19 protein-coding genes and 1 pseudogene are annotated in these 26,324 nt (G+C 73.8%); 7 read left to right on the forward strand and 13 right to left on the reverse strand.

Annotated elements, in window-relative coordinates:
* The first annotated feature begins 137 nt into the window (after positions 1–137).
* Positions 138–1,142, forward strand: a complete 1,005-nt coding sequence (locus tag H9657_RS12270) for an NAD(P)H-quinone oxidoreductase (RefSeq protein WP_191783706.1) — start codon at positions 138–140, stop codon at positions 1,140–1,142.
* A gap of 26 nt (positions 1,143–1,168) precedes the next feature.
* Here H9657_RS12270 and H9657_RS12275 read toward each other — a convergent pair whose 3' ends face one another.
* Positions 1,169–2,401 (reverse strand): AGE family epimerase/isomerase, encoded by a 1,233-nt coding sequence (locus H9657_RS12275; RefSeq protein WP_191783707.1) that lies wholly within the window; start codon positions 2,399–2,401, stop codon positions 1,169–1,171.
* Between the two features lie 129 nt (positions 2,402–2,530).
* Here H9657_RS12275 and H9657_RS12280 point away from each other — a divergent pair, with 129 nt between their 5' ends.
* The gene (locus H9657_RS12280; RefSeq protein ID WP_191783811.1) at positions 2,531–3,085 is read left to right on the forward strand and encodes a proteasome activator; all 555 of its coding nucleotides are present in this window, start codon (positions 2,531–2,533) and stop codon (positions 3,083–3,085) included.
* Here H9657_RS12280 and H9657_RS12285 read toward each other — a convergent pair.
* The 6 genes from H9657_RS12285 to serS form a co-directional block, all read right to left on the reverse strand.
* Complete coding sequence (locus tag H9657_RS12285) at positions 3,082–3,945, reverse strand: EamA family transporter (RefSeq protein WP_191783708.1); 864 nt, start codon at positions 3,943–3,945, stop codon at positions 3,082–3,084. The genes H9657_RS12280 and H9657_RS12285 overlap by 4 nt on opposite strands.
* 144 nt (positions 3,946–4,089) lie before the next feature.
* On the reverse strand, positions 4,090–5,028 hold the full coding sequence (locus H9657_RS12290) for a carbohydrate ABC transporter permease (RefSeq protein WP_191783709.1): 939 nt from the start codon (positions 5,026–5,028) through the stop codon (positions 4,090–4,092).
* Entirely contained in the window at positions 5,025–6,023 is a 999-nt protein-coding gene (locus H9657_RS12295) for a carbohydrate ABC transporter permease (RefSeq protein ID WP_225215232.1), read from the reverse strand. Before H9657_RS12295 ends, H9657_RS12290 begins: the two co-directional genes overlap by 4 nt.
* A 111-nt stretch (positions 6,024–6,134) precedes the next feature.
* Positions 6,135–7,514, reverse strand: coding sequence for an ABC transporter substrate-binding protein (locus H9657_RS12300; RefSeq protein WP_191783710.1), 1,380 nt, complete (start codon positions 7,512–7,514; stop codon positions 6,135–6,137).
* Between the two features lie 158 nt (positions 7,515–7,672).
* Positions 7,673–8,470, reverse strand: coding sequence for an HAD family hydrolase (locus H9657_RS12305; protein WP_191783711.1), 798 nt, complete (start codon positions 8,468–8,470; stop codon positions 7,673–7,675).
* On the reverse strand, positions 8,467–9,747 hold the full coding sequence (gene serS, locus H9657_RS12310; protein WP_191783712.1) for a serine--tRNA ligase: 1,281 nt from the start codon (positions 9,745–9,747) through the stop codon (positions 8,467–8,469). The genes H9657_RS12305 and serS overlap by 4 nt, the downstream gene beginning before the upstream one ends.
* 120 nt (positions 9,748–9,867) lie before the next feature.
* On the opposite strand from serS, the gene H9657_RS12315 reads away from it, so the two are divergent.
* The gene (locus tag H9657_RS12315; protein WP_191783713.1) at positions 9,868–11,007 is read left to right on the forward strand and encodes a diacylglycerol/lipid kinase family protein; all 1,140 of its coding nucleotides are present in this window, start codon (positions 9,868–9,870) and stop codon (positions 11,005–11,007) included.
* A gap of 36 nt (positions 11,008–11,043) precedes the next feature.
* Here the strand turns inward: H9657_RS12315 and pheA are convergent, their stop codons facing one another.
* Entirely contained in the window at positions 11,044–11,994 is a 951-nt protein-coding gene (gene pheA / locus H9657_RS12320) for a prephenate dehydratase (protein WP_191783813.1), read from the reverse strand.
* 137 nt (positions 11,995–12,131) lie between these two features.
* On the opposite strand from pheA, the gene H9657_RS12325 reads away from it, so the two are divergent.
* Positions 12,132–14,528 carry a hypothetical protein gene (locus H9657_RS12325; protein ID WP_318241469.1) on the forward strand — a complete coding sequence of 799 codons (2,397 nt, stop codon included), beginning with the start codon at positions 12,132–12,134 and terminating at the stop codon, positions 14,526–14,528.
* On the opposite strand, the gene H9657_RS12330 is transcribed toward H9657_RS12325, so the two are convergent.
* The gene (locus H9657_RS12330; protein WP_404813156.1) at positions 14,485–15,357 is read right to left on the reverse strand and encodes a glycosyltransferase family 2 protein; all 873 of its coding nucleotides are present in this window, start codon (positions 15,355–15,357) and stop codon (positions 14,485–14,487) included. The two genes, H9657_RS12325 and H9657_RS12330, sit on opposite strands and share 44 nt — an antisense overlap.
* A gap of 70 nt (positions 15,358–15,427) precedes the next feature.
* A complete protein-coding gene (locus tag H9657_RS12335; protein WP_191783714.1) occupies positions 15,428–16,252 on the reverse strand; it encodes a DUF5926 family protein in 825 nt (274 codons plus the stop codon).
* Positions 16,253–16,368: 116 nt separating this feature from the next.
* Here H9657_RS12335 and pgm point away from each other — a divergent pair, with 116 nt between their 5' ends.
* Positions 16,369–18,054 (forward strand): phosphoglucomutase (alpha-D-glucose-1,6-bisphosphate-dependent), encoded by a 1,686-nt coding sequence (gene pgm, locus H9657_RS12340; protein WP_191783715.1) that lies wholly within the window; start codon positions 16,369–16,371, stop codon positions 18,052–18,054.
* A 214-nt stretch (positions 18,055–18,268) separates the two neighbouring features.
* Here the strand turns inward: pgm and H9657_RS12345 are convergent.
* The 3 genes and pseudogenes from H9657_RS12345 to H9657_RS12355 all read right to left on the reverse strand — a co-directional run bounded on the left by H9657_RS12345 (position 18,269) and on the right by H9657_RS12355 (position 22,817).
* Positions 18,269–19,533, reverse strand: a pseudogene (locus tag H9657_RS12345) (UDP-glucose dehydrogenase family protein).
* Between the two features lie 145 nt (positions 19,534–19,678).
* Entirely contained in the window at positions 19,679–21,271 is a 1,593-nt protein-coding gene (locus H9657_RS12350) for a glycoside hydrolase family 26 protein (RefSeq protein WP_191783716.1), read from the reverse strand.
* Entirely contained in the window at positions 21,264–22,817 is a 1,554-nt protein-coding gene (locus tag H9657_RS12355) for a glycosyltransferase family 2 protein (RefSeq protein WP_191783717.1), read from the reverse strand. Before H9657_RS12355 ends, H9657_RS12350 begins: the two co-directional genes overlap by 8 nt.
* Positions 22,818–23,434: 617 nt before the next feature.
* Here H9657_RS12355 and H9657_RS12360 point away from each other — a divergent pair.
* Positions 23,435–24,793 carry an MFS transporter gene (locus H9657_RS12360; protein WP_191783718.1) on the forward strand — a complete coding sequence of 453 codons (1,359 nt, stop codon included), beginning with the start codon at positions 23,435–23,437 and terminating at the stop codon, positions 24,791–24,793.
* A gap of 235 nt (positions 24,794–25,028) precedes the next feature.
* Entirely contained in the window at positions 25,029–26,315 is a 1,287-nt protein-coding gene (locus H9657_RS12365) for a Fic family protein (protein WP_318241470.1), read from the forward strand.
* Positions 26,316–26,324: the final 9 nt, after the last annotated feature.

Below are 26,324 nucleotides of genomic sequence, written 5' to 3' on the forward strand. Positions count from 1 at the left end.
TTAGCCCGGGGCCCGAGTTTGCCACGGACCTCACCCGTCCCGATACGGCATCGAGGCCGCAGATCGGGCGTCCGTGGACGGACTGCCCCGGCGCGTCAGCATGCCGTCCCCCGGTCGGCCGGACTAGCGTTCGCCCCGTGCGTGCCGTCGTCGTCACCTCACCGGGCGGTCCCGACGTGCTGCGGGTCGAGGAGGTGCCCGACCCCGTCCCCGGGCCGGGCGAGGTCCTCGTCCGCGTGACCGCGGCCGGGGTCAACCGCGCTGACCTGCTGCAACGCGCCGGTCACTACCCTCCCCCGCCGGGTGCCCCGACGTGGCCGGGGCTCGAGGTCTCCGGGGTCGTGCTCGAGACAGGCCCCGCGGCGGCGCCGCCCGACGACGCCCGAGCGTCCGCCCCCTCGCTGCGGCCCGGCGACCGCGTCGCCGGCCTGCTCGCGGGCGGAGGTTACGCCGAAAGAGTGACAATTCCGGCGTCCCAGACCCTCCTGGTCCCTCCGACGGGTGACCTCGAGGGCGCTGCCGGGCTGCCGGAGGCGCTCGCGACCGTGTGGTCGAACCTGCGCACAGCCGCCTTCGCACCCGGCGAGACCCTGCTCGTGCACGGCGGCTCGGGCGGGGTCGGCTCGGTGGCGGTGCAGCTGGCGCACGCCCGCGGGCACCGCGTGATCGCGACCGCCGGCGGGCCGCAGCGGTGCGCGCGCGTGCGGGAGCTCGGTGCGGACGTGGTCGTCGACCACCGCGCGCAGGACGTCGCCGACGCGGTGCGCGACGCCACCGACGGGCGCGGCGTGGACGTCGTCCTCGACGTGCTCGGCGGCCGGGCGCTGGGCGCCAACGTGCGGCTGCTGGCCGAGGGCGGTCGGCTCGTCGTCATCGGGCTGCAGCAGGGGCGGCGCGGCGAGCTCGACCTGCCGGCGCTCATGGCGCGGCGGGGGTCCGTCATCGCGACGACGCTGCGCGACCGGCCCGCCGCGCAGAAGGCGGCCATCATGGCCGACGTGCGCACGCACGTCTGGCCGCTCGTGCTCGACGGGCGCGTGCGTCCCGTCGTGCACGCGCGCGTGCCGCTCGCCGACGCGCGCCGCGCGCACGAGATGCTCGAGTCGGGCGAGGTCTTCGGCAAGGTCCTGCTGCTGGCCTGACCGCGCGGGCCCGGGCGCGCCGGGCGTCAGCCCAGCAGACCGGCCGCGAGCGCGGGCGCCAGGGCGGGTGCGAGCGGCAGGCGCGGCACGAGCGTCGCCTGCACCGCGTGGTAGATGTCGGCCTTGCCGGCCCACACGGTGCGCGAGACCCGGTTGTCGGTGCCGAGCTCGTGCCACCACGAGCCGCCGTCCCGGTCGAGCACGTGCTCGCCGATGTACTCCCACCACCGGGTGTAGAGGTCGTCGTAGCGCGCGTCCCCGGTCGCGGCGTGCAGCGCGGCGGCCGCCGCGACCGCCTCCGCCGCGACCCAGTGCATGCGCTCACGGACCACGGGGCGGCCCTGCCAGTCCACCGTGTAGACGAACCCCGGGGCGCCGTCGACGTCCCAGCCGTCGCGCGCGGACGCGTCGAAGAGGTCGGCCGCGTCGTGCAGCAGCCACGCGGGGGCGTCGTCACCCCGGGCCCGCAGCGCGGCGCGCGCGTGCAGCGTGAGGCGCGCCCACTCGAACCCGTGGCCCACGGTCGCGCCGTAGGGCCGGAAGGGGTGCGCCGGGGTGTCGGCGTTGTACTCGGGGTCGGCCCGCCACGTCGCGTCGTAGTGCTCCGGCAGGCGCCAGGAGCCGTCGCGCGCGAAGCCGTGCACCACGCGCTCGACGATCCGCACGGCGCGGTCGAGCCACCGCCGGTCCCCCGTGACGTCCGCGGCGGCGAGGTAGGCCTCGACGGTGTGCATGTTCGCGTTGACGCCCCGGTACGGGTCGAGGTCCGTGAACGTGCGGTCCCACTCCTCGACGACCATGCCGGCCTCGTCGTCCCAGAACCGGCGGTCCTGCACGGCGAGCGCCTCGTCGAGCAGCTCGCGCGCACCCGGGCGTCCCGCCGCGGTCGCGCTCGCGGCCGCGAGCACCACGAACGCGTGCGGGTAGGCGGCCTTGGTGGTGTCGCGCGGCGTGCCGCCGGGCTCGACCTCGGCGAACCAGCCGCCGTGCTCGTCGTCGTGGAACAGGCCCGTCAGTGCCGCCAGCCCGTGGTCGACGAGTGCGGCGGACCCCGGCCTGCCGGCGAGGTGGCCGAGCGCGTAGACGTGCGTCATGCGGCACGTGATCCACAGCTCGAGCGGTCCGGGCAGCGGACGACCCACGTCGTCGAGCCGCGCGAAGCCGCCGCGCGCGAGCCGCGACGGCCGCCCGAACTCCCACAGGCGGTCCGTCTCCGCCTCGAGCCAGCGGCCGTGCGCCGCGGTGCTGAGCCACGCCATCCGCCCACCCTAGCCAGCGCTCGCCCCGGTGGGCCTGCGCCCGGCCGCCGTCTCGGTGATGATGGCGGGGTGGACCACGACGAGCAGCACGGCGAGCAGCACGGCGGGCGCACCACCGACGAGGGCCGGGTGGGCCCCGGGGCCGCGCGAGGGGCGTCGTCCCCGCGCGTCGTCGTCGTGCCCCCGGACGGCCCGGAGGGCGGCTCGCGCCCCGGCGGGGACGAGGACCTGGCCGGCATGGTGGGCCAGCCGGCGAAGGTCATGCGGATCGGCACGATGATCAAGCAGCTCCTCGACGAGGTGCGCTCGGCCCCGCTCGACGCCGCCGCCCGTGCACGGCTGGCCGAGATCCACGAGCGGTCGCTGCACGAGCTCGAGGAGGGCCTGTCCCCCGAGCTGCTCGCCGAGCTGCACCGCATCACGCTGCCGTTCACCGAGGACACGGCACCGTCGGACGCCGAGCTGCGGATCGCGCAGGCACAGCTGGTCGGGTGGCTCGAGGGCCTGTTCCACGGCATCCAGACGGCGCTGGTCGCGCAGCAGATGGCCGCGCAGGCCCAGCTCACGCAGATGCGCCGCGCGCTGCCGCCGGGGCACGCGCCGGGGCCGGGCGGCCTCGTGGTGCCCGTGGCGCGCGACGAGCGTCCGGACGACCTGCGTCCGTCGACGGGCCAGTACCTCTAGCCGTCGGTCTCGCCGCCGGCCCCGTCGCGCGACGGGCGGGCGGTCAGGGCGATGGCGCCCGAGACGAGGAGCAGCCCGACCAGCTCCAGGCCGTGCGGCCACTGCCGCAGCACCACGGCCCCGACGACGGCCGCGGTGGCCGGCAGCAGCGCGAGCAGGATCGCGAACGTCGCGGCGCTGACGCGGCGCAGGACGACCTGCTCGAGCACGTAGGGCACGAGCGACGAGCACACGGCGATCGCGACGACGATGCCCGCGAGCCGCGCGTCGTGCAGGACCGGACCCGCGCCGCCCACGAGGAACGGGGCCAGGACCAGCGCGCCCGCCGCCATGGCGACCGCCAGGCCCGACGGCCCCGGCGCCCCGGCCCGCGCGACCCGCCGTCCCAGGACGATGTACGCGGCCCAGCACGCGGCGGCGACGCCGATCGCGACGAGCCCCGTGACGGCACCGGGCCCGGTGTCGAGGCTGATGCCCGCCAGCAGCACGACGCCGACGGCGGCCACCGCGATCGCCGCACGGTCCCGCCAGCCGGAGCCGGTCACCGCGGCGACGGCCACGGGGCCGAGGAACTCGAGCGCGACCGCCGTGCCCAGCGGCAGGTGCTCGATCGCGATGTAGAAGGTGACGTTCATCGTCGCGAGCACGACACCGAAGACCACGGTGACGCGCAGGCGCCGCGCCTCCCACAGCTCCGCCACCCGCCACGGCCGCCGCCACGCGAGCAGCACCCCGGCCGCGACGGTGACGCGCAGCCACGCGACCGTGCCCGCCGGCACCACCGCGAACAGCCCGACGGCGAGCGCCGCCCCGAGGTACTGCGTCAGCCCCGACAGCACGAACATCAGGGGCGCGGGCACGCCGCCAGGCTACGTCCCCGCGCCCCCCCCGCCACGCCCACCCCCCGGGACGCGAGAGAGCGATCCAGCACGTGCCGGATCGCTCTCTCGCGGACGGACGGGCGGCGCGGCCGCGGACGGACGGGCGGCGCGGCCGCCGGGTGGTCAGCCCTTGACGGAACCCGCCAGCAGGCCACGGACGAAGTACCGCTGGAGGGCCAGGAAGACGACCAGCGGGACGATCATCGCGATGAACGCACCCGCCGACAGCAGGTGCCACTGCGACCCGCGCGTGCCGGCGAGCTCGGCGATGCGGACCGTCAGCGGCGCGACGTCCGTGGTGCCGCCGACGAACACGAGCGCGACGAGCAGGTCGTTCCAGACCCAGAGGAACTGGAAGATGCCGAACGACGCGATCGCGGGGGTGAGCAGCGGCAGCAGCACCCGGAAGAACACGGTCACGTGCCCCGCGCCGTCGACGCGCGCGGCCTCGACGAGGGACGCCGGGATGTCCTTCATGAAGTTGTGCAGCAGGTAGATCGCCAGCGGCAGCGCGAAGATCGAGTGCGACAGCCACACGACCCAGAACGAGCCCGCGAGCCCCCAGGACACGTACTGCTGGAGCAGCGGCAGCAGCGTGACCTGGATGGGCACGACCTGCAGCGCGAAGACCGCGACGAACAGCAGCTCGCGGCCCCGGAACGGGATCCACGCGAACGCGTACGCCGCGAGCAGCGCGAGCGAGATCGGGATGACGACCGCGGGCAGCGTGATGACCAGGGAGTTGACGAAGAACGTCGAGAAGCTGGTCGACGAGCCGAACAGCACCTCGACGTAGTTGTCGAGCGTGGCCGTGGGGTTGCCGAAGAACGTCCACCAGCCGCTGGTGCGGATCTCCGACCGCGGGCGGAACGACGTGACGAGCAGGCCGAACGTCGGGACGGTCCACAGGATCGCCAGGACGATCGCGATGCCCGACGCCCACGGCGAGCTGAGCCGCCCCTTGGCGGCGATCGCACGCTGCTCCGCGCGGGTCAGGCCACGGACCTTGCGGGTGTCGACCTCGGTCGGGTCGGTGAGCGTCGTCGGCGGGATGGCGGTCATCGGATCTCCTCCGCGAGCTTCAGCTGCCGCACGTTGTACGCGATGATCGGGATGACCAGGACGAAGAGGATGACGGCCAGCGCGGCCCCCAGCCCCTGGTTCCGGGCCGTGAAGCTCTGCGTGTAGAACTCGTACGCCACGACCGACGTGTCGAAGTTGCCGCCGGTCATCGTCCGGACGATGTCGAAGACCTTGAGCGTGGCCATCGCGATCGTCGTGACCACGACCACGAGCGCCGGCCGGATCGACGGCACCGTGATGTAGCGGAACATCGACAGGCCGTGCAGGCCGTCGAGCCGGGCGGCCTCGACGATGTCGTCGGGGATCGCCTTGACGGCCGCCGACAGCACGGTCATCGCGAAGCCGGCCTGGATCCACACCATGACGACGATGAGGAACAGGTTGTTCCACGGCTGGTCCTGCAGGAACTGCTGGGGTTCCATGCCGAGCCACACGAGCAGCTGGTTGAGCAGACCCGTCTGCTGGATGTTGCCCTGCACGGGCTTGTACTCGTAGACGAACTTCCAGATGATCGACGCGCCGACCAGGGAGATCGACATCGGCAGGAAGACCAGCGTCTTCGCGAGGTACTCGAAGCGCGTGCGGTCCACCAGCACGGCGTACACGAGACCGAAGAACGTCGCCGCGAGCGGGACGAGCACGACCCACAGCGCGGTGTTGCGCAGCACGGTCTGGAACTGGTCCTGGGTGAACGCCGTGACGTAGTTGTCGAGGCCGACGAAGTTGCGTCCGCGGCCGTCGTGGAACGAGCTCCACACGGTGCGCAGGCCCGGGTAGAGCAGGCCGAACGCGAGGAACAGCACGGTCGGGCCGAGGAACCCGAGCACGACGAGCCACGTCGGTGCCCGCCTCAGCCGGTCGATCCCCAGGAGGATCGCACCCATCACGACGACGAAGAGCAGGATGGCCAGGACCATCAACGTCAGCTTCTCGGCGGTCGTGTCGGGTTGGAGCAACCAGTCCACGATGGTCATCCCCTCGTCGTGCCGGTCGACGACGACCGGTCAGCGGGTGTCAGCGGGTACGGCGGACGGCGTGGTGGGGGCCACCGATGTCGGCGACCCCCACCACGTGATGCTGCGACCTCAGCTGGTGGGCCAGGAGCTCTCGACGTTCGACAGCGTCGTCTGCGAGTCCTGCCCGGGGCTGATCCAGGAGACCATCTCGCGCCAGAACGAGCCGGCACCGACGGAGCCGGGCATCTGGTCGGAGCCGTCGAACCGGAACGTGTACGACTCGTCCGTCAGCAGGTCGAACGACAGCTGGTCGATCGGCGACTGCAGCAGCTCGGGGTCGAGGCCGCTGTTCGCGCTGATCCAGCCCTGGCCCGTGACCTCGGCCTTGGCGTTGGCCCACTGCGGGCTCGACAGGTACGCGTGGAAGGCCTGCACCTCGGGCCGGTCGGAGAACGCCGTGACGAACTCGCCGCCACCGAGCAGCGGCTTGTCGTCCTCGGACGCACCCGGCAGGTAGAACGCGTAGACGTCACCGTCCTCCGCGACCTCGATGCCCTCGTCCCAGTTGGCCTGGTAGAAGTTCGCGGCACGGTGCAGGAAGCACGTCCCGTCGGGGATGCCGTTCGCGGACTCGTTCCACGGCGCCGACGCGATGGACGCGACGTTGCCGAGGCCACCGTTGACGTAGTCCTCGTTCTTGAGGATGCCGCCGACCTCGTCGAGCGCCGCGACGATCTGCGGGTCGTCGAACGGGATCTCGTGGTTGACCCACTGGTCGTAGACGTCCGGGCCCGCGGTGCGCAGCACGACGTCCTCGAGCCAGTCGGTGGCCGGCCAGCCGGTCGCGTCACCGGACTCGATGCCGGCGCACCACGGCTTGACGTCCGGGTTGTCCTCGATGATCTGGTCGGTCAGGTCGAGCAGACCCTGCCAGGTCGTCGGGATCTCGTAGCCGTTCTCCTCGAACGCCGCCGGCGAGTACCAGACGAACGACTTCACGTTGGCGCCGAGCGGCGTCGCGTAGAGCGTCCCGTCGACGGTCCCGTAGTCGGCCCACGCCTCGGTGTAGTACTCGGTCGCGTTGTCGATGACGGCCTGCGGTGCGGGCTGCACCGCGTCGGGGAAGTCCGCGACGAGCGAGCGCAGGAAGCCCGGCTGCGGGATGTAGGCGATGTCGGGCGGGTTGCCCGCCTCGAGCCGCACGGGCAGCTGCGCCTCGAACTCGCGCGACCCCTCGTAGTCGATCGTCGCCCCGGTGCACTCCTCAAACGGTGCGTAGGACGCCCGCTGCTCCTCGGCCTCCGGGTCGACGATCGAGGTGTAGACCGAGATCGTCTTGCCCTCGAGGTCCCCGTACTGCTCGAAGTCGGCGCAGTCGAACGTCGGCTCGGCGTCACCGCCCCCCGAGGTGTTGTCCCCGTCCCCGCTCGAGCATGCCGTCAGCACGAGCCCGAGCCCGGTGACAGCGGCAGCGAGCGTCAGCCCGCGGCTCTGCTGGATGCGCTTCATGTGACCTCCACGTCCATGTGGTCGTGCCGGCGGGCCCTGGTGGACCCGACCTGCAACGAGACAAGTCCGTTTCGGGGTGACCTGCAAGGCCAAACGCACGTCAACCGGTCACGATCGCATCACGGTCGGAACGTTGGGTGACCAGCGCGTCCGTCGCGTCACACCAGCACGTGCCGCAGCACGGCCACCGCACCGTCGTCCTCGATGGTCCCCGTGACCTCGTCGGCCGCGCCGCGCACGGCGTCGTTCGCGTGCCCCATCGCGACGCCGCGCGCCGCCCAGCGCAGCATCTCCAGGTCGTTCTCGCCGTCGCCGATCGCGAGCGTCTCGTACGGCTCGACACCCAGGTCGCGCCGGACCTCCTCGAGCGCGGAGGCCTTGGAGACGCCCCCGGGCGTGAGGTCCAGCCACGCGCTCCAGCCGACCGCGTAGGTCACCTCGTGCAGCCCGACGCGCTCGACGATCGCGTGGAACTCCTCGGGGGTGCTCTGCGGCGCGCGGATGACGACGCGGGTCGCCGGGGACGCGGCGAGGTCGTCGAACGGGACGACGGTCGTGCGGCCCGTGAGCTCCCCGGGCGGGAACGGCGCCGTCACGAGGAAGCCGACGCCCAGGTCCTCGACCGCGAAGAGCGCGTCGGGGATCTCCAGGGCGATGGCCCGCAGCGCCGGGCCCGCGTCGAACGTGACGGAGCGCGCGACGGCCCAGCCGTCCTCCGCGGCGTCGTCGAGGCGCGCCGTGACGGCACCGTTGGAGCACACGACCCAGCCGCGCGTCAGGCCCAGGTCCTGCGCCACCGCGACGGCCGAGTGCGCCGACCTGCCCGTCGCGAGCACGACGTGGACGCCCGCGTCGACGAGCGCGGTCACCGTGGTGCGCACGTCGTCGCTGATGACGCCGTCGTAGGACATGAGCGTGCCGTCGACGTCGAGCGCGACCAGCCGGGTGCGGCTCATCGGACCGGCTCCAGCACCTCGAGGCCGCCCAGGTAGGGCCGCAGGCCCTCCGGGACGCGCACCGAACCGTCGGCCTGCTGGTGGTTCTCGAGGATCGCGACGATCCAGCGCGTGGTGGCGAGCGTGCCGTTGAGCGTCGCGACCGTGCGCATGCCGTCGGCCGTGCGCTCGCGCACCCCGAGCCGGCGGGCCTGGAACGTCGTGCAGTTGGAGGTCGACGTGACCTCCATCCAGCGCTGCTGGCTGGGCAGCCACGCCTCGCAGTCGAACTTGCGCGCGGCGCTCGACCCGAGGTCGCCCGCGGCGGTGTCGATGACGCGGTACGGCAGGTCCACGAGCGCGAGCATCTCCTTCTCCCACGCCAGGATCCGGCGGTGCTCGTCGTACGCGTCGTCGGGGCGCGTCCACACGAAGGCCTCGACCTTGTGGAACTGGTGAACGCGGATGATGCCGCGCGTGTCCTTGCCGTACGACCCCGCCTCGCGCCGGTAGCAGGCGCTCCACCCGGCGTAGCGCAGCGGGCCGTCGGCCAGGTCGAGGATCTCGCCGGAGTGGTAGCCGGCCAGGGCGACCTCGCTGGTCCCCACCAGGTACAGGTCGTCCGCCTCGAGGCGGTAGATCTCGTCGGCGTGCGAGCCGAGGAACCCGGTGCCGGCCATGATCTCGGGCTTGACGAGCGTGGGGGTGATCGTCGGCGTGAAGCCGTTGCGCAGCGCCAGGTCCATCGCGGCGTTGAGCAGCGCGAGCTCGAGGCGCGCGCCGACGCCCGTGAGGAAGTAGAACCGGGCGCCCGAGACCTTGGCGCCGCGCTCGGTGTCGATCGCGCGCAGCCCCTCGCCGAGCTCCAGGTGGTCCTTCACGACGAAGTCGGGGCCGTACTCCGCCGCGAGGTCGCGCGGCGTGCCGACGTGCTCGAGCACCGTGTAGTCGTCCTCGCCGCCGCTGGGGACGCCGTCCTCGATGACGTTGCCGATGCGCCGCGCGAGCTCGGTCGCACGGGTCCCGGCCTGCTCGGCGTCGGCCTGCAGCGCCTTGACGCGCGCCGCGAGGTCCTTGGTGTGCGCGAGCAGCCTCTGCTTCTCGTCGCCCGAGGCCTGCGCGACCTGCTTGCCCAGGGACTTCTGCTCGGCCCGCAGCGTCTCGTACTCCGTCAGCGCGGAGCGACGCAGCGCGTCGGCGTCGAGCACCTCGTCGACGAGGTGCGGGTCCTCGCCGCGAGCCACCTGGCTGGCGCGCACGACGTCGGGTTCCTGGCGCAGGAGCTGCAGATCGATCACCCCCCGACCCTACCGACCCCGCCCGCCGCGGGTGGTGCCGGCCACCGCGCGCGTCCACCGTGCACGCGGCACGTGCCGTCCGACCTGCGGCGTCGGCCCCGCACCCGTAGATTGCGCGACATGTCATGGGTCGCGTGGGTCGCGGTGGTCGCCGGAGCGCTGGCGCTCGTCGCCGTCGGGCTGGGTCTGTGGGTCTGGCGCCAGCAGCGCAGGCTCGGCGCGCGGCTCGCGGCACCGGCACCCGCACCGGCGGCGGACGCGGGCCGCCCCCGCGGCCAGCTGGTCGCCTTCGTCGCCAACCCGTCCAAGCCCGACGTCGCCGAGCTGCGCGCCGCGGTCCGCAAGGCCGCGTCCGAGCAGTACCTGCCCGAGCCGATGTGGCTCGAGACGACCGTCGAGGACCCGGGCGTGGGCCAGGCGCGCTCGGCCGTCGCGTCCGGCGCGGACCTCGTCGTCGCGGTCGGCGGCGACGGCACCGTGCGCGCGGTCGCCGAGGCGCTCGCCGGGACGGGCGTGCCGATGGGCCTCATGCCGCTGGGCACCGGCAACCTCCTGGCCCGCAACCTCGACGTGCCGCTCAACGACCCCCTCGCGGCGATGCAGCTCGCGCTCGACGGCACCGACAAGCCCATCGACGTGGGCTGGCTGCGCGTCGAGCGGTGGGAGTCGCAGATGGACGACGACATCGCCGAGGCCGCCGACGACATGCCCGCCGACACCGACATGCCGCGCGACCACATCTTCCTCGTCATCGCGGGCCTGGGGTTCGACGCCGCGATGGTCGCCGACACCGACGACCAGCTCAAGGCCCGGGTCGGCTGGATCGCCTACTTTATGGCGGGCGTGCGCCACCTGCACGGCCGGCGCCTGCGCGTGCGCCTCACGCTCGACGACAAGCCGGTCCAGCAGCTGCGCGCCCGCAGCCTGCTGGTCGGCAACTGCGGCAAGCTGCCCGGCGGCATCACGCTGCTGCCCGACGCGGTCCTCGACGACGGCGTGCTGGACATCGCCACGATCGACACGCGCGGCGGCATCGCGGGCTGGGCGCAGCTGTTCGGCGAGGTCGTGCTGCAGGGCGTCGGCGTGCGCAACGAGTCGGCCGCGAAGATCGGCCGCATCGACCACGCGCGCGCCCGTGCCGCGCACATCGAGGTGGCCGGCGGCGAGCACGTGCAGGTCGACGGCGACATCGTCGGCCGCGCGAGCGTCATCACCGCCCGCGTGGACCCCGGCGCCCTCATCGTGCGCGTCGCGGCCTGAGACCGTCCCCGTCGGGGCACGGCGCACGGCGGCCCGTCAGGCCGGGTCGCCGCCGCGCAGCCGGTCGAGCCACGCGCGCGCCTCGACGAAGTCCGCGTCCGACGTGCCCGCGTGGACCAGCGGCGCGACCGCGTCGGCGCGCGGGTACGACCCGAGGAACCGCACGTACGGGCACCGCCGGTGCAGGCCCATGAGGACCTCGCCCATGCGCTCGTCGGTCACGTGCCCCTCGGCGTCGATCGAGAACGAGTAGCGGCCCAGCGCGTCGCCGATGGGGCGCGACTCGATGCGCGAGAGGTTCACGCCGCGCACGGCGAACTGCTCGAGCATCGCGAGCAGCGCGCCCGCCTCGTTGTCGGGCAGGTGGACCACGAGCGTCGTCTTGTCCGCGCCCGTCGGCGCGGGCACGGGCCCGGGCGGCCCGACGACGACGAAGCGCGTGAGCGCCGACGGGTTGTCCGCCACGCGCTCGGCCACGGGCGCCAGCCCGTACGTCCCGACCGCCGCCGGGGGCACCAGCGCGGCGTCGAACGCGAGCGCGCGCACCGCCGCGGGGTCGCCCGCCGCCTCGGCGAGCAGCGCCGCCGGCGCCGTGTTGCTCGTCGCGGGGACGTGCACCGCGTGCGGCAGGTGCGCCGCGAGCCACCGACGGCACTGCACCCAGGCGTGGGGGTGCGCCGCGATGCGCCGGACGTCCGCGAGCCGCACGCCCGCAGGGGCGACGAGCGTGAACTGCACCGGCACCAGCACCTCGTGCACGATGACGAGCGGCGACCCCGCGGCCAGCGAGTCGAGCGTGGCGGTCACGCCGCCCTCGACGGTCGACTCGATCGCGACGACCGCACGGTCGGCGTCGCCCGCGCGGACCGCGGCGATCGCGGAGCCGACGTCCGTCTGCGGCAGGTACACGGCCTCGTCGGGCCCCGCGACCTGCCGCAGCGCCTCCTCCGTGAACGTGCCCGCAGGCCCGAGGTACGCGTAGCGCAGCACGGCGATCGACCTCCCACCCGCGGGCGCCAGGGCCCGTCGTCTCCGTCGCCGCACGGCACCGGACAGGTGCGCGGACGCGGCGCGACCGCGTGCGCGGCCCCGCCGAGCCTAGTGGGCGCCCGTAGGCTGGGGCCGTGCCCCGGTCCCTGCGCGCGCTCGCCGCTGCCCTGCTCGCCGCGCTCGCGGTGCTGCTCGGCGCACCCGCGCAGGCGGCCGAGCGCGCGGTGCCCGAGCCCGTCCCGGGGCCCGTCGTCCTGGTGGGCGTCACGGGTCTGCGCTGGGACGACGTCGGCTCCCTGACGACGCCGGCGCTGTGGGCGCTGTCGCGCGAGGGCTCCGTCGGTACCGTCGCGACACGGTCGGTACGCGCACGCGGGTGCCCCGCCGACGGGTGGCTCGCGGTCTCCGCCGGCAACCGCGCGGCCGACCTCGTCGCGGACGACAAGACGTGCCGCTCGCTGCGCGACCCCGGCGAGTCCGGCGAGGTGCCCGGCTGGGAGGACTACCTCGCGAGCGCGGGCGCCGAGTCGTACGGCGCACGGCCCGGCATGCTCGGTGACCTGCTCGCGCGCACCGGCACCACCGTCACGGGCGTCGGCCCGGGTGCCGCCGTCGCGCTCGCGGACTCCGCGGGCCGGCCGGTCGGCGAGCACGTGCGCCTCCCCGCCGAGCAGCGCGGCCTCGCACAGGTCGTCCGTGACGCCGCCGCGTCGTCCGAGCTGCTGGTCGTCGACGCGGGCGTGATCCGCGACCCCGGGTACGCGACCGTCGCCCGCCTGCCCTCCGCGACACCGAGCGCCGTGCCCGACGACGAGCTGCCCGGCATGGGCAGCGCCGACGACGACCTGCCGGGGTCCGAGGCCATCGTCGAGCCGACGCGCGCGCAGCAGGCCGTCCGGCTCGACGCCCGCATCGGCGCGGTGCTCGACGGCCTGTCGGGGCACGACGCCACGGTCCTCGTGGTCTCCCTGGCCGACTCGGGCCGCTCGGGGCTGCAGCTCGCGATCGGCCTCGGTCCGCGCGAGGTGCCGCCCCCGTTCGCCGAGAGCCAGCTCACCTCGGGCTCCACGCGGCAGCCCGGCGTCGTCCAGGTCACCGACGTCACCCCGACGCTGCTCGCGCTGCTGCTGCTGAGCGACGAGGCCCCCGCGCTGCCCGGTGCGCAGATCGTGCCCACGCCCGGCGCCGCGACCGGCGGTGCCCGCGTGGCCCGGCTGCTCGACGTGCAGCAGGAGGCCAGCGCCATCTCCCTGGTCTTCGGGTCGTTCTCGGCACGTCTCGTGCTCGCGCAGGCCGCGCTCTTCGTGGCCGCGGCGATCATCCTGGTGGCGCGCGGACGCGCCGACCGGCCGCCCCTGCGCCCCGCGCTGCGGGTGCTCCAGGTCGGCGCGCTGGTCCTCGGGTCCGCCCCGGTCGCGTCGTTCCTCGCCGGGCTCGTGCCGTGGTGGCGTGCGGACCGTCCGGTCACCGCCTTCTGGCTCACCCTCGTCGGCTGGATCGTCGCCATCACGGCCGCCGCCCTGGCGGGCCCGTGGCGCCGCCACGTGCTCGGCCCCGCGGGCGTCGTCGCGGGCGTCACCGTCGTCACCCTCGTGCTCGACGCGGTGACGGGCTCCAACCTGGTGATCGACGGGCCGATGGGGGCGCACCGCGTCGTCGCCGCGCGGTTCTACGGCATGAGCAACCAGGCGTTCGCGCTCATCACCGCCGGTGGCGTGCTGCTCGCGGTGGTCGTCGCGGACCACCTGCTGCGCATCGGCCGGCGCCGGCTCGCGGTCGCCTCCGTCGTGGTGCTCGGCGCGGTGCTGGTCGTCGTCGACGGTGCGCCGCAGTGGGGCGCGGACTTCGGCGGCCCGCCCGCGATCATCCTCGCCTTCGCGATGCTGGCGGTCGCCGTCAGCGGGCGACGCGTGTCGTGGCGGCTCGTGCTGCTCGTGGGCGCCGTCGGCGTGGCCGTCGTGCTCGGGTTCGCCGTGCTCGACTGGATGCGGCCCGCCGCGGACCGCACGCACCTGGGCCGGTTCCTCGACACCGTGCTCGAGGGCGGGCTGTGGGACGTCGTGTGGCGCAAGCTCTCGGTGAACCTGCGGGTCCTGACGTCCTGGCGCTACCTCGTCCTGGCCATCGGCGGCGTCGCGCTGACGTGGCTCGTGCTCGCGGGCCCGCGCGCGCACCGCGGCGGGCTGCTCGGTGCGGGGTCACCGCTCGCGGACCTGCAGCGCGAGGTCCCGCTGCTGCGTCCCGCGGTCGCCGCCACGGGCGCCGCGCTCACGGTCGGCTTCCTCATGAACGACTCGGGCATCGTCGTGCCGGCCACGGGCATCGCGCTCGCGGTGCCGTGCCTGGTCGCGGCGTCGGCGCAGTGGCGCCTGGGCGCACGGCGCGACCAGGACGCGGGCGACCGGCCCGCGCAGGACGCCGGTGACGACGCGCCGGCGGCGACCGACACGGCCGGAACCCGTCGGCCCGCCCCCGAGGGGACCGCCCTCAGCGACCCGGGCGCGGCTGGTCCGGCGACATCGTCCGCCTGACGCCCGACGCGGCGGCGCGCGCCCGGCGCGCGTTGACCGCGAGCTGTACGTCGCGGTACTGCGCGGCCCGGTGCAGCTGACCCTTGAGGTCCGTGCCCGAGGGCCGGTGCCGCAGCTCGCACGGCACCTCCAGGACGCGGAAGCCGAGGCGCAGCAGGTCGATCGTCATGCCCGCCTCGACGCCCCAGCCGCGCGCGAGCGGCGTCGCCGCCTCGAACGCCTCGCGGGTCAGGCACCGCATGCCGGACAGCGGCTGCGTGGGCGTCCACCCCGTCATCGACGCGATCGCGCGCCGCGCCGCCCCCACCACGAGCCCGCGACCACCCGCGCCGGGCTGCGGCGGCAGCAGCGCGATCGTCAGGTCCGCGATGCCGTCCATGACCGGCGGGACGAGCGGTGCGGTGTTGACGGCCGTGTCGGCCAGGTCGCCGTCGACGAACAGCAGGTGGCGCGGCGGCCGGTCGGGGGCGTCGCGCATCGCGACGACCGCGGCGCCCGTCTCCATCGCCGCGGCCTTGCCACGGTTGTGGGAGTGCCGCACCACGACCGCGCCGGCCTCGCGGGCGACGTGCTGCGTGTTGTCCTCGGACCCGTCGTCGACGACGAGCACGAGGTCGACGTGCGGGATGGCGCGCGCCGAGCGCACGGTCGCGGCGATCCGGCGCGACTCGTCCTTGGCCGGGATGATCACCGCCACGCGCTGACGCTGCTTGTGCCCGCGGGCGGCGCGCGCCGCGCGCTCGGCGGTCTGGTCCGATGCCGCGTCGGAGGCCAGGTCAGCGGTCACGTCGGCCACCGGTCGGCCGGCCTCGCTTCCCGTGCGTGTCACGGTGCCCACCCTATCGACCGCAGGTGACACGTCGCCTCACGAGCACCGGGACGGCGCGCAGGCCGCCCCGTCAGCGCAGCGTGACCTGCCGCGCCACGAGGCCGGCACGGGCCCGGCGGGCGTTCGCGTCGAGCGGCGCGTCGTCGGCCATCGCGGCCTCGAGGCGCGGCACGAAGTCCGCGAGCGGCTTCTCGATGTCGTCGGCCTCCGAGCCGCGCGCCAGCTCCCACACGGGCACGACGATGCCGGCGGCACGGAAGTAGCCGATGAACTTGGCGTCGTCGAAGCCGGACTCCCGGCGCGCGTGCAGCCGCGACAGGCCGTCGAGGACGACCTGCTCGTCCGCCGGCTGGGCCCAGCGCAGGTACTCGCGGGCGCCCATGCGGCACCAGTACGCCGACTCGGCGGCGGCCAGGCGGCGCGTGTCGATGATGCCGGCGTCGGCCTCCTCGAGCGCGGCCTGCAGGTCGGGGGTGACGTCGGTGCTCGGGTCGAGCCAGTAGGCGAAGCTCTCCTGCACGGTGACCTCGAAGGGCACCGACAGGTCCAGGACGTCCTGCAGGCGCGGGCCCGGCGTGGGCAGGCCGATGGTCTCGATCGCGGTGCCGGGCTCGGCGTCCAGCGCGAGCAGCAGCGCGGTCGCGACGTCGCGGCTCGCGTCGCCCGAGCTGGTGCCGGTCTGCAGCGCGACGAGCACGACGCCGTCGGTGCGGTGCAGCGCCGCCCAGCTGTTCGGCAGCACGGTGGTGACGACGACGTCACGCGCGCCGTGCTCGGCGGTGGTGCGGGCGGTCGCGGTCGCCGCGGGCACGAGCTCGCGCAGCGCCACCCAGTCGGGCTCACCGGGCAGCCCCTCGAACGGGCGCAGCACGAAGTCGGGCGTGTTCTTGGCCATGGCTGCACCCTACCGACCCATGAGCACCCGCCGCCTCCCGCCCCGTCCGCCCGACATCCCACGAATCGGGCCCGAGGAGGTGCGCGGGACGGGTGCGCTGCGGGAGGATCGACGGCATGGACCCGCGTGCCGGCACCCCCGCCCAGCCCTCCGACCTCGTCGACCTCGACGCGCTGCTGTCGGCGTACGTCGACCGTGAACCCGACCTCGACGACCCCGGCCAGCGGGTCGCGTTCGGCACGTCCGGCCACCGCGGCTCGTCGCTCGACGGCGCATTCAACGAGGCGCACATCGTCGCGATCACCGCCGCGATCGTCGAGTACCGCCGCAGCCAGGGCACCGACGGCCCCCTGTTCATCGGGTACGACACGCACGGGCTGTCGCAGCCCGCGTTCGGCACCGCGCTCGAGGTCCTGGCGGCGGCGGGCGTCGAGGTGCACGTCGACGCGCGCGGCTCGTGGACGCCGACGCCCGCGGTGTCCCTCGCGATCCTCACGCACAACGGCGCCGCGACGGGCGCGGGCGTGCGCACGCAGGGCCCGGGCCTGGCCGACGGCATCGTCGTGACCCCGTCGCACAACCCGCCGCGCGACGGCGGCTTCAAGTACAACCCGCCGCACGGCGGCCCCGCGGGGTCCGACGCCACGGGGTGGATCGCCGACCGCGCCAACGAGATCCTGCGGTCCGGCTGGCGGAACGTGCCGCGCGTGAGCCTGGACCGGGCGCTCGCGGCGGACACCACGCGCAAGCACGACTACCTGACGTCGTACGTCGACGACCTCGCGAACGTCGTCGACCTCGACGCGATCCGCGCGGCGGGCGTGCGCATCGGCGCCGACCCGCTCGGGGGTGCGTCGGTCGAGTACTGGGGCGCGATCGGCGAGCGCTACGGGCTCGACCTCACGGTCGTGAACCCGCAGGTCGACCCGCGCTGGTCGTTCATGACGCTGGACTGGGACGGCAAGATCCGCATGGACTGCTCGTCGCCCTACGCGATGGCGTCGCTGCTGGAGCGCATGCAGCCCGGCGCCGACGGCCGCGCGCCCTACGACATCGCGACGGGCAACGACGCGGACTCCGACCGCCACGGCATCGTCACGCCCGACGCGGGCCTGATGAACCCGAACCACTACCTGGCCGTCGCGATCGCCTACCTGTACGGCGGGGCGCGCCCGGGCTGGCCCGCCGGCACCGCGATCGGCAAGACCCTGGTGTCGTCGTCGCTCATCGACCGCGTCGCCGCGTCGCTCGACCGCCGCCTGCTGGAGGTTCCGGTCGGCTTCAAGTGGTTCGTGCCCGGCCTCATCGACGGCTCCGTCGGGTTCGGCGGCGAGGAGTCCGCCGGCGCGTCGTTCCTGCGCAAGGACGGCACGGTGTGGACGACCGACAAGGACGGGATCCTGCCCGCCCTGCTGGCCTCGGAGATCCTCGCGACCACGGGCAGGAGCCCGTCGCAGCACCACGCCGAGCTCGTCGACCGGTTCGGCGCCTCGTCCTACGCGCGCGTCGACGCGCCCGCGACGCGCGAGCAGAAGGCCACGCTGGCGGCCCTCTCCCCCGAGCAGGTCACGGCGACCGAGCTCGCCGGCGAGCCGATCACGGCCAAGCTGACGAAGGCGCCCGGCAACGACGCATCGATCGGCGGTCTCAAGGTGACGACCGAGAACGCCTGGTTCGCGGCCCGGCCGTCGGGCACCGAGGACGTCTACAAGATCTACGCCGAGTCGTTCGTCTCCCCCGAGCACCTGGCCCAGGTGCAGGAGGCGGCGAAGGACGTGGTGGCGCAGGCGCTGGGCGCCTGAGACGGGCTGGACCGCCTTCCCACGTCGTCGGGGGGAGGCGGTCCAGGAACGAGGGCCCCGGGGTCGGGGCGGGCGGCGACGGAGAGCGGCCCGGCGGCACAGGGCCGGACCGCCCTCGACGTCCGCCGCGGGGGCGGGTCGTCAGGCCCGGGGCTGGAGTGCCCGGGCGCGGGACGGACCGGCGGGTGAGGCGACCACCCGCCGGTCCGGGTCGTCAGGCCGCGAGGCGGCCCAGTCCGGTGAACTCCCAGCCGGCCGCACGCCACTGGTCGGCCGTGAGCTTGCCGCGCGCGTCGAGACGCGCGGGGTGCGGGTGAGGCCCGCGAGGCGCTGCGGGTCGGCGTCGACGAACTGCTTCCACTCGGTGAGGACGAGCAGCACGTCGCACTCCTCCACGGCCTCGTCGACGCTCGTGCCGTAGCCGAGGGTCGGGAAGGCGCGGCGCGCGGTGTCGCCCGCCTCGGGGTCGTAGACCGTGACCTGGGCGCCGCGCAGGTGCAGGGCCGCGGCCACGTTGAGCGCGGGGCTGTCGCGCACGTCGTCCGTCAGCGGCTTGAACGCCGCCCCCAGGACGCCGATGCGCTTGTTGAGCACCGAGCCGCCGCACGCCTCGAGCGCCATGTCGACGACGCGCTCGCGCTGGCCCATGTTGATCTCGTCGACCTGCTGCAGCAGCGCGGCCGCGCGGTTGGCGCCGAGCTCCTTGGAGCGGTGCATGAGCGCACGGATGTCCTTGGGCAGGCAGCCGCCACCGAAGCCGAGGCCGGCGTCGAGGAACTGCCGGCCGATGCGCACGTCGTGGCCCAGCGCGTCGGCCAGGACCGTGACGTCGGCGCCCGCGGCCTCGCAGACGCCAGCGATCGCGTTGATGAACGAGATCTTGGTCGCGAGGAACGCGTTGGCGCTGACCTTGACGAGCTCGGCGGTCGGCAGGTCCGTCACGACGACCGGCGAGCCCTCGGCGATCGGGGCCGCGTACACGGCACGCATGACCGCCTCGGACCTCTCCGAGACACCGCCGAGCACGATGCGGTCGGGGTGCAGCGTGTCGCCGACCGCCTTGCCCTCGCGCAGGAACTCGGGGTTCCACAGCAGCTCGGCGTCGATCCCGGCGGGGACCGTCGCGGCGACCAGCTCACGCAGCCGCGCGGCCGTGCCGACCGGGACGGTCGACTTGCCGACGATGACGGCGTCCTTGGTGAGGTGCTGCGCGATGACGCGGGTCGCGTCCTCGACGTACGCGAGGTTCGCGGCGTGCGACGTGCGCTGCTGCGGCGTGCCGACGCACACGAAGTGCACGTCGGCGCCCGCGACGGCGGACGCGGCGTCGGTCGTGAACCGCAGGCGGCCGGTGGCCAGGGTCTTCTCCAGCAGCTCGGGCAGCCCGGGCTCGAAGAACGGGACCTTGCCGGCGGCGAGGGCGTCGACCTTGGCCTGGTCGACGTCCACGCCGACCACGTCGAAGCCGAGCTCGGCCATCGCGACGGCGTGCGTCGCGCCGAGGTAGCCGGTGCCGAAGACCGTGATCCGCAGGTTCTCCGGGGCGGTCGTGACCGGCCCGGCCGGACGGGGGTTGGTGCTGCGCTTGGTGCTCATGGGGTCCTTCTTCTTCACGTCAGAGGTGTCAGGAGCCGGGGACGAAGCCGGCGGAGGGGTCGCGGATGCCGTCGAGGAACGCCTGCTGGGAGTCCTCGCGCGAGGTGATGCGCCAGTCGTTGGTGACGCGCTGGCCCCCGCTGATCGTGGTGACGGTGTGGTGGAACCAGGCGAACCCGATGACGTCGGCGTTGCGCGGCTGCGCGAGGGAGTCGAACAGGTCGGCGACCCACGCGGCCTTGTCGCCGCCGCCGGTCTCGGAGGCCCCGATCTCCGCGAGGACGATCGGCTTGCCCGTGATGGCGCGCAGCTGGTCGAGCGACCGGTCGAACGTCCACGAGAACGTGGGCGTCTGGTTCGCGTCGAACGGCGGGCGGTAGTACCCGGACAGGCCGACCCAGTCGACGTACTCGTCACCCGGGTACAGGCTCTGCGTGTACTCGAGCGGCTGGTTCAGCTTGGGCAGGTTGTTGACGATGTTCGGCGCCCACACCCACACCGCGTACGCGTTGGCGCCCTCGGCCTCGAAGATGTCGTGGACGTGCCGCCACATCCGCACGAAGTCGCCGCGGTTGTTGCCGTTGACCTGCACGCCGTTGGAGCCCTGCTCCGACCACGGGTACCAGGACCCGTTCATCTCGTGGTTCAGCCGGATCGCGACCGGCAGGCCGAGCGCCGCGACGTCCCGCGCGTACTGGCGCAGGTAGTCGTCGAACGCGCCGTCGATGATGCGCGGCAGGGAGTACTCGGGGTCGTTCGGCTGGCTGTTGCCCGCCTCCATCGGTCGCGACTCCCACGTGACCATGGGCAGCGCGCCCTTGGTCCACGAGCGCGTGACCGCGTCGGCACGGAACGGCGTGTCCCAGCCCTGGAAGTACCCGGCGAGGTCCGGCTGCACGCCGACGGTCGACGCGACGTGGTCGAACTCCGACCAGGAGAACGGGGACTGGGCCGTGTACAGGCCGAAGTACCGGTCCGCCGGGTGCACGATCGCGTCCCGGGCGGGCGCGGTCGGCCTGACCGGGCGGGCCGCCTCCTCGCGGGCGGCCGCGGCCTGCCGGGCGAACTCGACCTGCGACTGCGCGACCGCGGCACGGATGGCGGCACCTTCCGCGTCACCCCGCGCCTGGGCGAGCTGACGCTCGAGCGCGGCCTTCTGCTGCGACCGGGCGTGGGCGGCGGCCTTCTCGGCGGCCGCCTTGGCCTTGCCCTTCGCGGCGGCGGCGGCCTTCTCGCCCGCGGCCTTGGCCTTGCCGGCCTCCTGCGCGGCTGCCTTGTCGGCGGCGGCCTTCTCCTGCGCCGCGGCCTTCTCGGCGGCCGACTTGGCCTTGCCGGACTCCGCGCCGGCGGCGCGCTCGGCGGCCGCCTTGTCCTGCGAGGCGCGCAGGTGCGCGATCTCGTCGTCGCGGTCCGCGAGGACCGCCGCGAGATCGGCGTTCTCCTGCGTGAGCTGCTTCTCGGCCTCCGTCATGAGGGGGCCGGGCACGGCGCCCGAGGGCGAGAGCCAGACGACGCCGGTGACGGCACCGAGCGTGACGGCGAGCACGACGGCCGAGAGCTTGCCGACGAGTCCGAGGTGGCCGTCGAGGGTCCACCAGTGCTTTCCGGTGCGCTCAGACATAGGCCACCGCCATGAGGGCGAACATGAGGATCCCGATCAGGTAGGGGACGAGTGCGAGGGGGTTGCCGCGCCGCCGGGGTGCGGGCGCCGCCTGCGCCTGGGCGCGCAGGCGGGTCTCGGCGCGCAGCCCGACACGGCCGCCGGCCGTGGGCTGGGCGTCGGGGTGCAGGACCGGCACGCGGGGCACGGCGTGCCCGGCCTGCGTGGGGAGGGTGGGCCGGTCGACGACGTCGACCGGTGCGCCGTGTGCCGTGTCCTCGAGCTCGGCCATGAGGTCGGCGTCGGACGCGTCCTTCTGGCCCGCGACGTAGGCCCCGGCACGCGTGCCCCAGCCGGCGACGTGCGCCATGCGGAAGAACCCGATGATCCGGATCGGCATGAGGAAGAGCGTCGAGGTGATGATGAAGACCGGCAGCCGCAGGAAGTCCGAGGGCTTCTCCTGCAGGTGGCGGATCTGGCGGATCGCCATGGACAGCACCGACGAGACGACCATCAGGCCGATGACCCAGGCCAGGCCCTGCACACCGGTCGTCGTCTCGAGGATCGCCTGGTACAGGTTGATGCCCGTGCCGGAGACGGCGCGGTAGATCCACCCGGCGACGGTCCCGAAGAGCAGGAACGGCAGGATGATGTCGACGAGGAAGAAGATCGCCAGGACGGGCGCGTGGCCGAGCATCCAGGGCAGCATGCGCAGGGTGTTGTACTGGCTGCCGCGCGACCAGCGCAGCTGCTGCTTGTAGAGCTTCTTGATCTCCAGCGGCGCGTCCGTGTAGACGAGGCTCGTGTGCTGGTAGACCGTGCGGTAGCCGGCCTTGAGCGTGAGGTTCGTCAGGGTGCGGTCGTCGGAGACCTCGAGGAAGACGCCGAGGAACTTCTCGGTCATGAACTTGTCCATGACCGACATGAGGATGTGCCGGCGGAACGCGATGGTGCGTCCCGGCAGGCAGCCGACCTGCCCCAGCACGGACTGCGCGGGCATCGAGTACAGCGCACGCGTGTTCTCGAGCCAGTCGGCCCAGCGGGTGATCCAGGAGCGGGTCGGCTCGAGGATGCGCTGGCGCGTCGTGACGCCGCCGACCGACGGGTCCGCGAACGGCTTGACGAGCTCGTCGAGCGCGCCGTCGGTCCACACGGTGTCGGAGTCGACGAGGACGGTGACGTCGCCGCGCGACATCTGGGTGCCGATCTTCACGGCGTTGCGCTTGCCGGGGATCGGCGTGTGGACGCGCTGGACGACGGGGGCGAACTCGTCGCACACGCCCTCGAGCCCGGGGTTGGGCGCGCCGTTGATGACGACGATGACCTCGTCGGGCTGCTGCTCGACGATGCGGCGCAGCACGTCGCGGAAGAGGTCGAGCGGCTCGTCGACGACGGGGACGACGACGCTCGTGCTGATGGCGTAGGGGGCGGTGACCGGCCGGTAGCGCCGCGAGAGCACCACCTTGAGGATCCAGAGAGCCCAGACGATGGTCGAGAAGACCGCGAAGAGATAGATCTCGTTCTGGCCCTCGAACATGTGCCGAAGCTGCAGGATGAAGATGAACATGGGTCTCCTGTGCAGACCTGACGTGGGGACGGGCTGCCCGACGTCGTCGGCGATGCAGCAGGAAGGGACCCGGGCGCGCCGGGGAGCAGCCCGAGGGCTGGGTGTCCGAGGGGAGCGGTGGCGCCGGGGCGGGTGCGACCCGCCGTCCGTCGTGCGCCGGTGCTGAGCGCCACTGGCGTGCGGCGCGTCGTCGGTGGTCCCACTCTGAGGCCCGTCCGGACGAAAGAGAAGTAAGACGGATGTTCAGGATTGAAACGACTCATCGGACAATTGTCCAGGTCGAGCACGGCCGCACAGCGATCTCCCAGGTCACGCCGGATATCCGTCCGAGAACGTAACTCTGCAGGTCAGACGCCTTTGTGAGGCAGGTCACGTTCGCTCGATCACCGAGGGAATTCACGCCTCACCAGCATTTTGTCGCATTCTCCTGCGTCTCGTCCCGACAACGCCCGGACGTCCGGCGTGAACCGATTCACACCATCGTGCCCGGTTGTCCCGGTGCGCGGGCCGGGTACCGCCGATCCGGTCGGCCGGGCCGCGTCCGGCACCGACGGAGCGCCGCTGCGCCGCACGCACCCGCGGCGGCCGCCGTGCCCGCCAGGTGCGACAGTGGAGACATGCTCCAGCCCTACCGGGACGTCCTCGCACGCCCTGGCGCACTCGCGTTCTCCGGCACCGGGCTCGTCGCCCGGCTCCCCATGTCGATGGTCGGCATCGGCATCGTCCTCATGGTCTCGGCGCTGTACGACTCCTACGGGCTCGCAGGACGGGTGTCCGCCGCCGTCGTCATCGCCCAGGCCGCCGGTGCACCGCTGCTCGCCCGGCTCGTCGACCGGCACGGCCAGGCCCGCGTCATGCGGCCCGCGATCGTCCTGTCCGCGACGAGCCTGGTGGCGCTCGTCGTCGCGGCCTCGCTGCGCGCCCCCACCGTCTGGCTCTACGTCACCGCGCTGCTCGTCGGGGCGACGATCGGCTCGTTCGGGTCCCTCGTGCGCGCGCGCTGGAACCACGCCCTGGGCGACGACCCGCGCCGCGTGCACACCGCGTACTCGCTCGAGTCCGTGCTCGACGAGCTGGTCTTCGTCGTCGGGCCCGTCGCCGCGACCGTCCTGGCCACGAGCGTGTCGCCGACCGCGGGGCTCATCGTCCCGGTCGTCGCGATGGTGGTCGGCGGGCTCGCGTTCCTCGCGCTGCGCGACACCGAGCCGCCCGTCGCACCCGCGCACGAGCCGCGCCCGCGCGGCACGGTGCTGCGCCGGCCCGGGATGGTCGTCATCGTCCTGGTCTTCGTCGCCATCGGATCGATCTTCGGTGCGACCGACGTCGCGACCGTCGCGTTCGCCGACGAGTCCGGCCGCAAGGAGCTCGCGGGCGTCATCCTCGCGGTCTTCGCGCTCGGCTCCCTCATCTCCGGCCTGCTCTACGGCGCCCGCCACTGGGTCTCACCGCTGCACCGCCGGTTCGCGATCGGCGTGGTGGCCCTCGCGGTCGGCGTCTGCGTGTTCTTCCTCGCGCAGACCCTCTGGGTGCTCGCGGCCGCGATGTTCGTCGTCGGGTTCTCGATCGCGCCGTCGATCATCAACGGCAACGCGCTCGTCGCCGAGCTGGTCCCGCCAGGCCGGCTCACCGAGGGCCTGACGTGGGTCGGCACAGGTCTGAGCATCGGGGTGTCCGTCGGCGCCTCGGTGGCCGGCAGCCGCATCGACGCCGCCGGGTCCCACGCGGGCTTCCTCGTCGTCGTCGTGTCCGGCGCGGCCGCGCTCGTCGCGACGCTCGCCGCCCTGCCCTCGCTGCGCCGCCACACCGCGCGACGTGCCGACGCGGCGGCCGCGCTCGCGGACGCCGCGCAGGCCGCGGACCGCGACGCGCGAGCGAGCGAGGACGAGCCGCCGAGCGCGACGGCGGGCGCGACGGTCGCGGCGTGCGAGCTCGCGACGGACCGCACGGCCGAGCGGCGCGCCGAGCACCGGGACTGACCCCGCGCCACGTTCGACCACGCAGCCGTCGCGCAGGCGATCGGCATCCCCGCGGTCCTCGGCGGCGGGATCGGCGAGGTCATGGCGATGGCGCGGTCGAACCCTGCGCAACGCGCCGCAACCCTGACACCCCGGGGCACAGCGGAAAGCAAAAGTGAATTTGCTAATCTCTGCGGAGCGACCTGGTATCGATCCGTGAGGGAGTACCGCCTTGGGCCGATGGGAACGTGTCACCGTGCCACCCGACTTCCAAGGCCTGACACGGCGCGAGCGGGAGGGTGGCAGCTACCTCAGGTACCACCCCGACCCGATGCCGACCGCGCGCACCGTCGACCGCCCCGACGTGGCCGAGCTGGTCGCCGATGCGTCCGCCTCCGTCGCCGCGCTCGGGCAGCGACTCCGTGACCGACCGGTACGGCTGCTCTACGCCACTCTCCTGCGGTCGGAGTCCCTCGCGTCGTCGTGGATCGAGGGCCTGCGCGAGACTCCGCGCAACGTCATGGCAGCACGGCTCACCGACGTCCACGGCACACCGAGCACGGCGCAGGACGTCCTGCGGAACGTCGATGCGATGGAGTCGGCGATAGCGTCGTTGGACAAGCCGTCGTGGGACGACGACGACATCCACGCCGTCCACGCGACGCTCCTGCCACGGGAGTCGCGTGGCAGGTACCGCACCGACCAGGTGTACGTCGGAGGTCGCACGCCGCTCACCGCGTCGTACGTAGCACCGCCCGCCGACGAGGTGCCCGACCTCATGGCCGACCTCCTCCGTTACGTCGCGACGACCGGGGACCCCCCGCTCGTCGCCGCCCTCCTCGTGCACGCCCAGTTCGAGACCATCCACCCGTTCGAGGACGGCAACGGCCGTACCGGTCGCGCACTCTTCCACGCGGTCGTCGCGCGCGCCGGGATCGTCGACCGGGGGGTCCTCCCCTTGTCACTCGTCCTGCGCGACGACGTCGACGCGTACATCGCCGCTCTCACCACCTACCGCCCCGGTGCCGACCACGGGCGCGCGGTGTCCGACGCACGGCAGTCCTACCTGCACGTCATGCTCGAGGTGGTGCTGGAGGCAGCACGGATCGCAGGGGACGTGATCGACGAGGTCGCCGCTGTCCAGGCGCGCTGGAGGCCCTACGTCGAGCGGCTGCGGGTCGACTCCAGCGTGCACCGGCTGCTCGACCTGCTGGCCGAGCAGCCGGTCGTCACGCCTGGACTCGTCCAGCAGTGCCTGGGCGTCTCCCGCGTCACGGCCAACAACGCGCTGACGGAGCTGGCACGCGTCGGTGTCGTGCAGCCGGCGGGCGGCCGCTTCAAGCGTCAGAACGTCTACCAGGCCGGGGACGTGCTCACCCTGATGGACGCCTACGTTCCTGGCCCGGCGACGGTCACCGTGCCCCCGCCACCGCTGGTGCCCGTCCGTCGGTACGGCGGCGAGAGGTGCGGGCACCTGCTGCCCCGCAAGGGAGTGCCCTGCACCCTTCCGACGGGACACCCGGGGCCCCACCGGGCACCGTGACCCCTGATC

This window comes from Cellulomonas avistercoris (assembly GCF_014836445.1).
GTDB lineage: Bacteria > Actinomycetota > Actinomycetes > Actinomycetales > Cellulomonadaceae > Cellulomonas > Cellulomonas avistercoris.

Excerpts from the sequence above, each read along its gene's own strand:
- H9657_RS12275 (WP_191783707.1), bottom strand. The coding sequence starts at position 2,401 with ATGGCGTGGCTCAGCACCGCGGCGCACGGCCGCTGGCTCGAGGCGGAG.
- H9657_RS12290 (WP_191783709.1), bottom strand. The coding sequence starts at position 5,028 with ATGACCGCCATCCCGCCGACGACGCTCACCGACCCGACCGAGGTCGAC.
- H9657_RS12295 (WP_225215232.1), bottom strand. The coding sequence starts at position 6,023 with ATGACCATCGTGGACTGGTTGCTCCAACCCGACACGACCGCCGAGAAG.
- H9657_RS12300 (WP_191783710.1), bottom strand. The coding sequence starts at position 7,514 with ATGAAGCGCATCCAGCAGAGCCGCGGGCTGACGCTCGCTGCCGCTGTC.
- H9657_RS12305 (WP_191783711.1), bottom strand. The coding sequence starts at position 8,470 with ATGAGCCGCACCCGGCTGGTCGCGCTCGACGTCGACGGCACGCTCATG.
- H9657_RS12315 (WP_191783713.1), top strand. The coding sequence starts at position 9,868 with ATGTCATGGGTCGCGTGGGTCGCGGTGGTCGCCGGAGCGCTGGCGCTC.
- H9657_RS12335 (WP_191783714.1), bottom strand. The coding sequence starts at position 16,252 with ATGGCCAAGAACACGCCCGACTTCGTGCTGCGCCCGTTCGAGGGGCTG.
- pgm (WP_191783715.1), top strand. The coding sequence starts at position 16,369 with ATGGACCCGCGTGCCGGCACCCCCGCCCAGCCCTCCGACCTCGTCGAC.
- H9657_RS12350 (WP_191783716.1), bottom strand. The coding sequence starts at position 21,271 with ATGTCTGAGCGCACCGGAAAGCACTGGTGGACCCTCGACGGCCACCTC.
- H9657_RS12355 (WP_191783717.1), bottom strand. The coding sequence starts at position 22,817 with ATGTTCATCTTCATCCTGCAGCTTCGGCACATGTTCGAGGGCCAGAAC.
- H9657_RS12360 (WP_191783718.1), top strand. The coding sequence starts at position 23,435 with ATGCTCCAGCCCTACCGGGACGTCCTCGCACGCCCTGGCGCACTCGCG.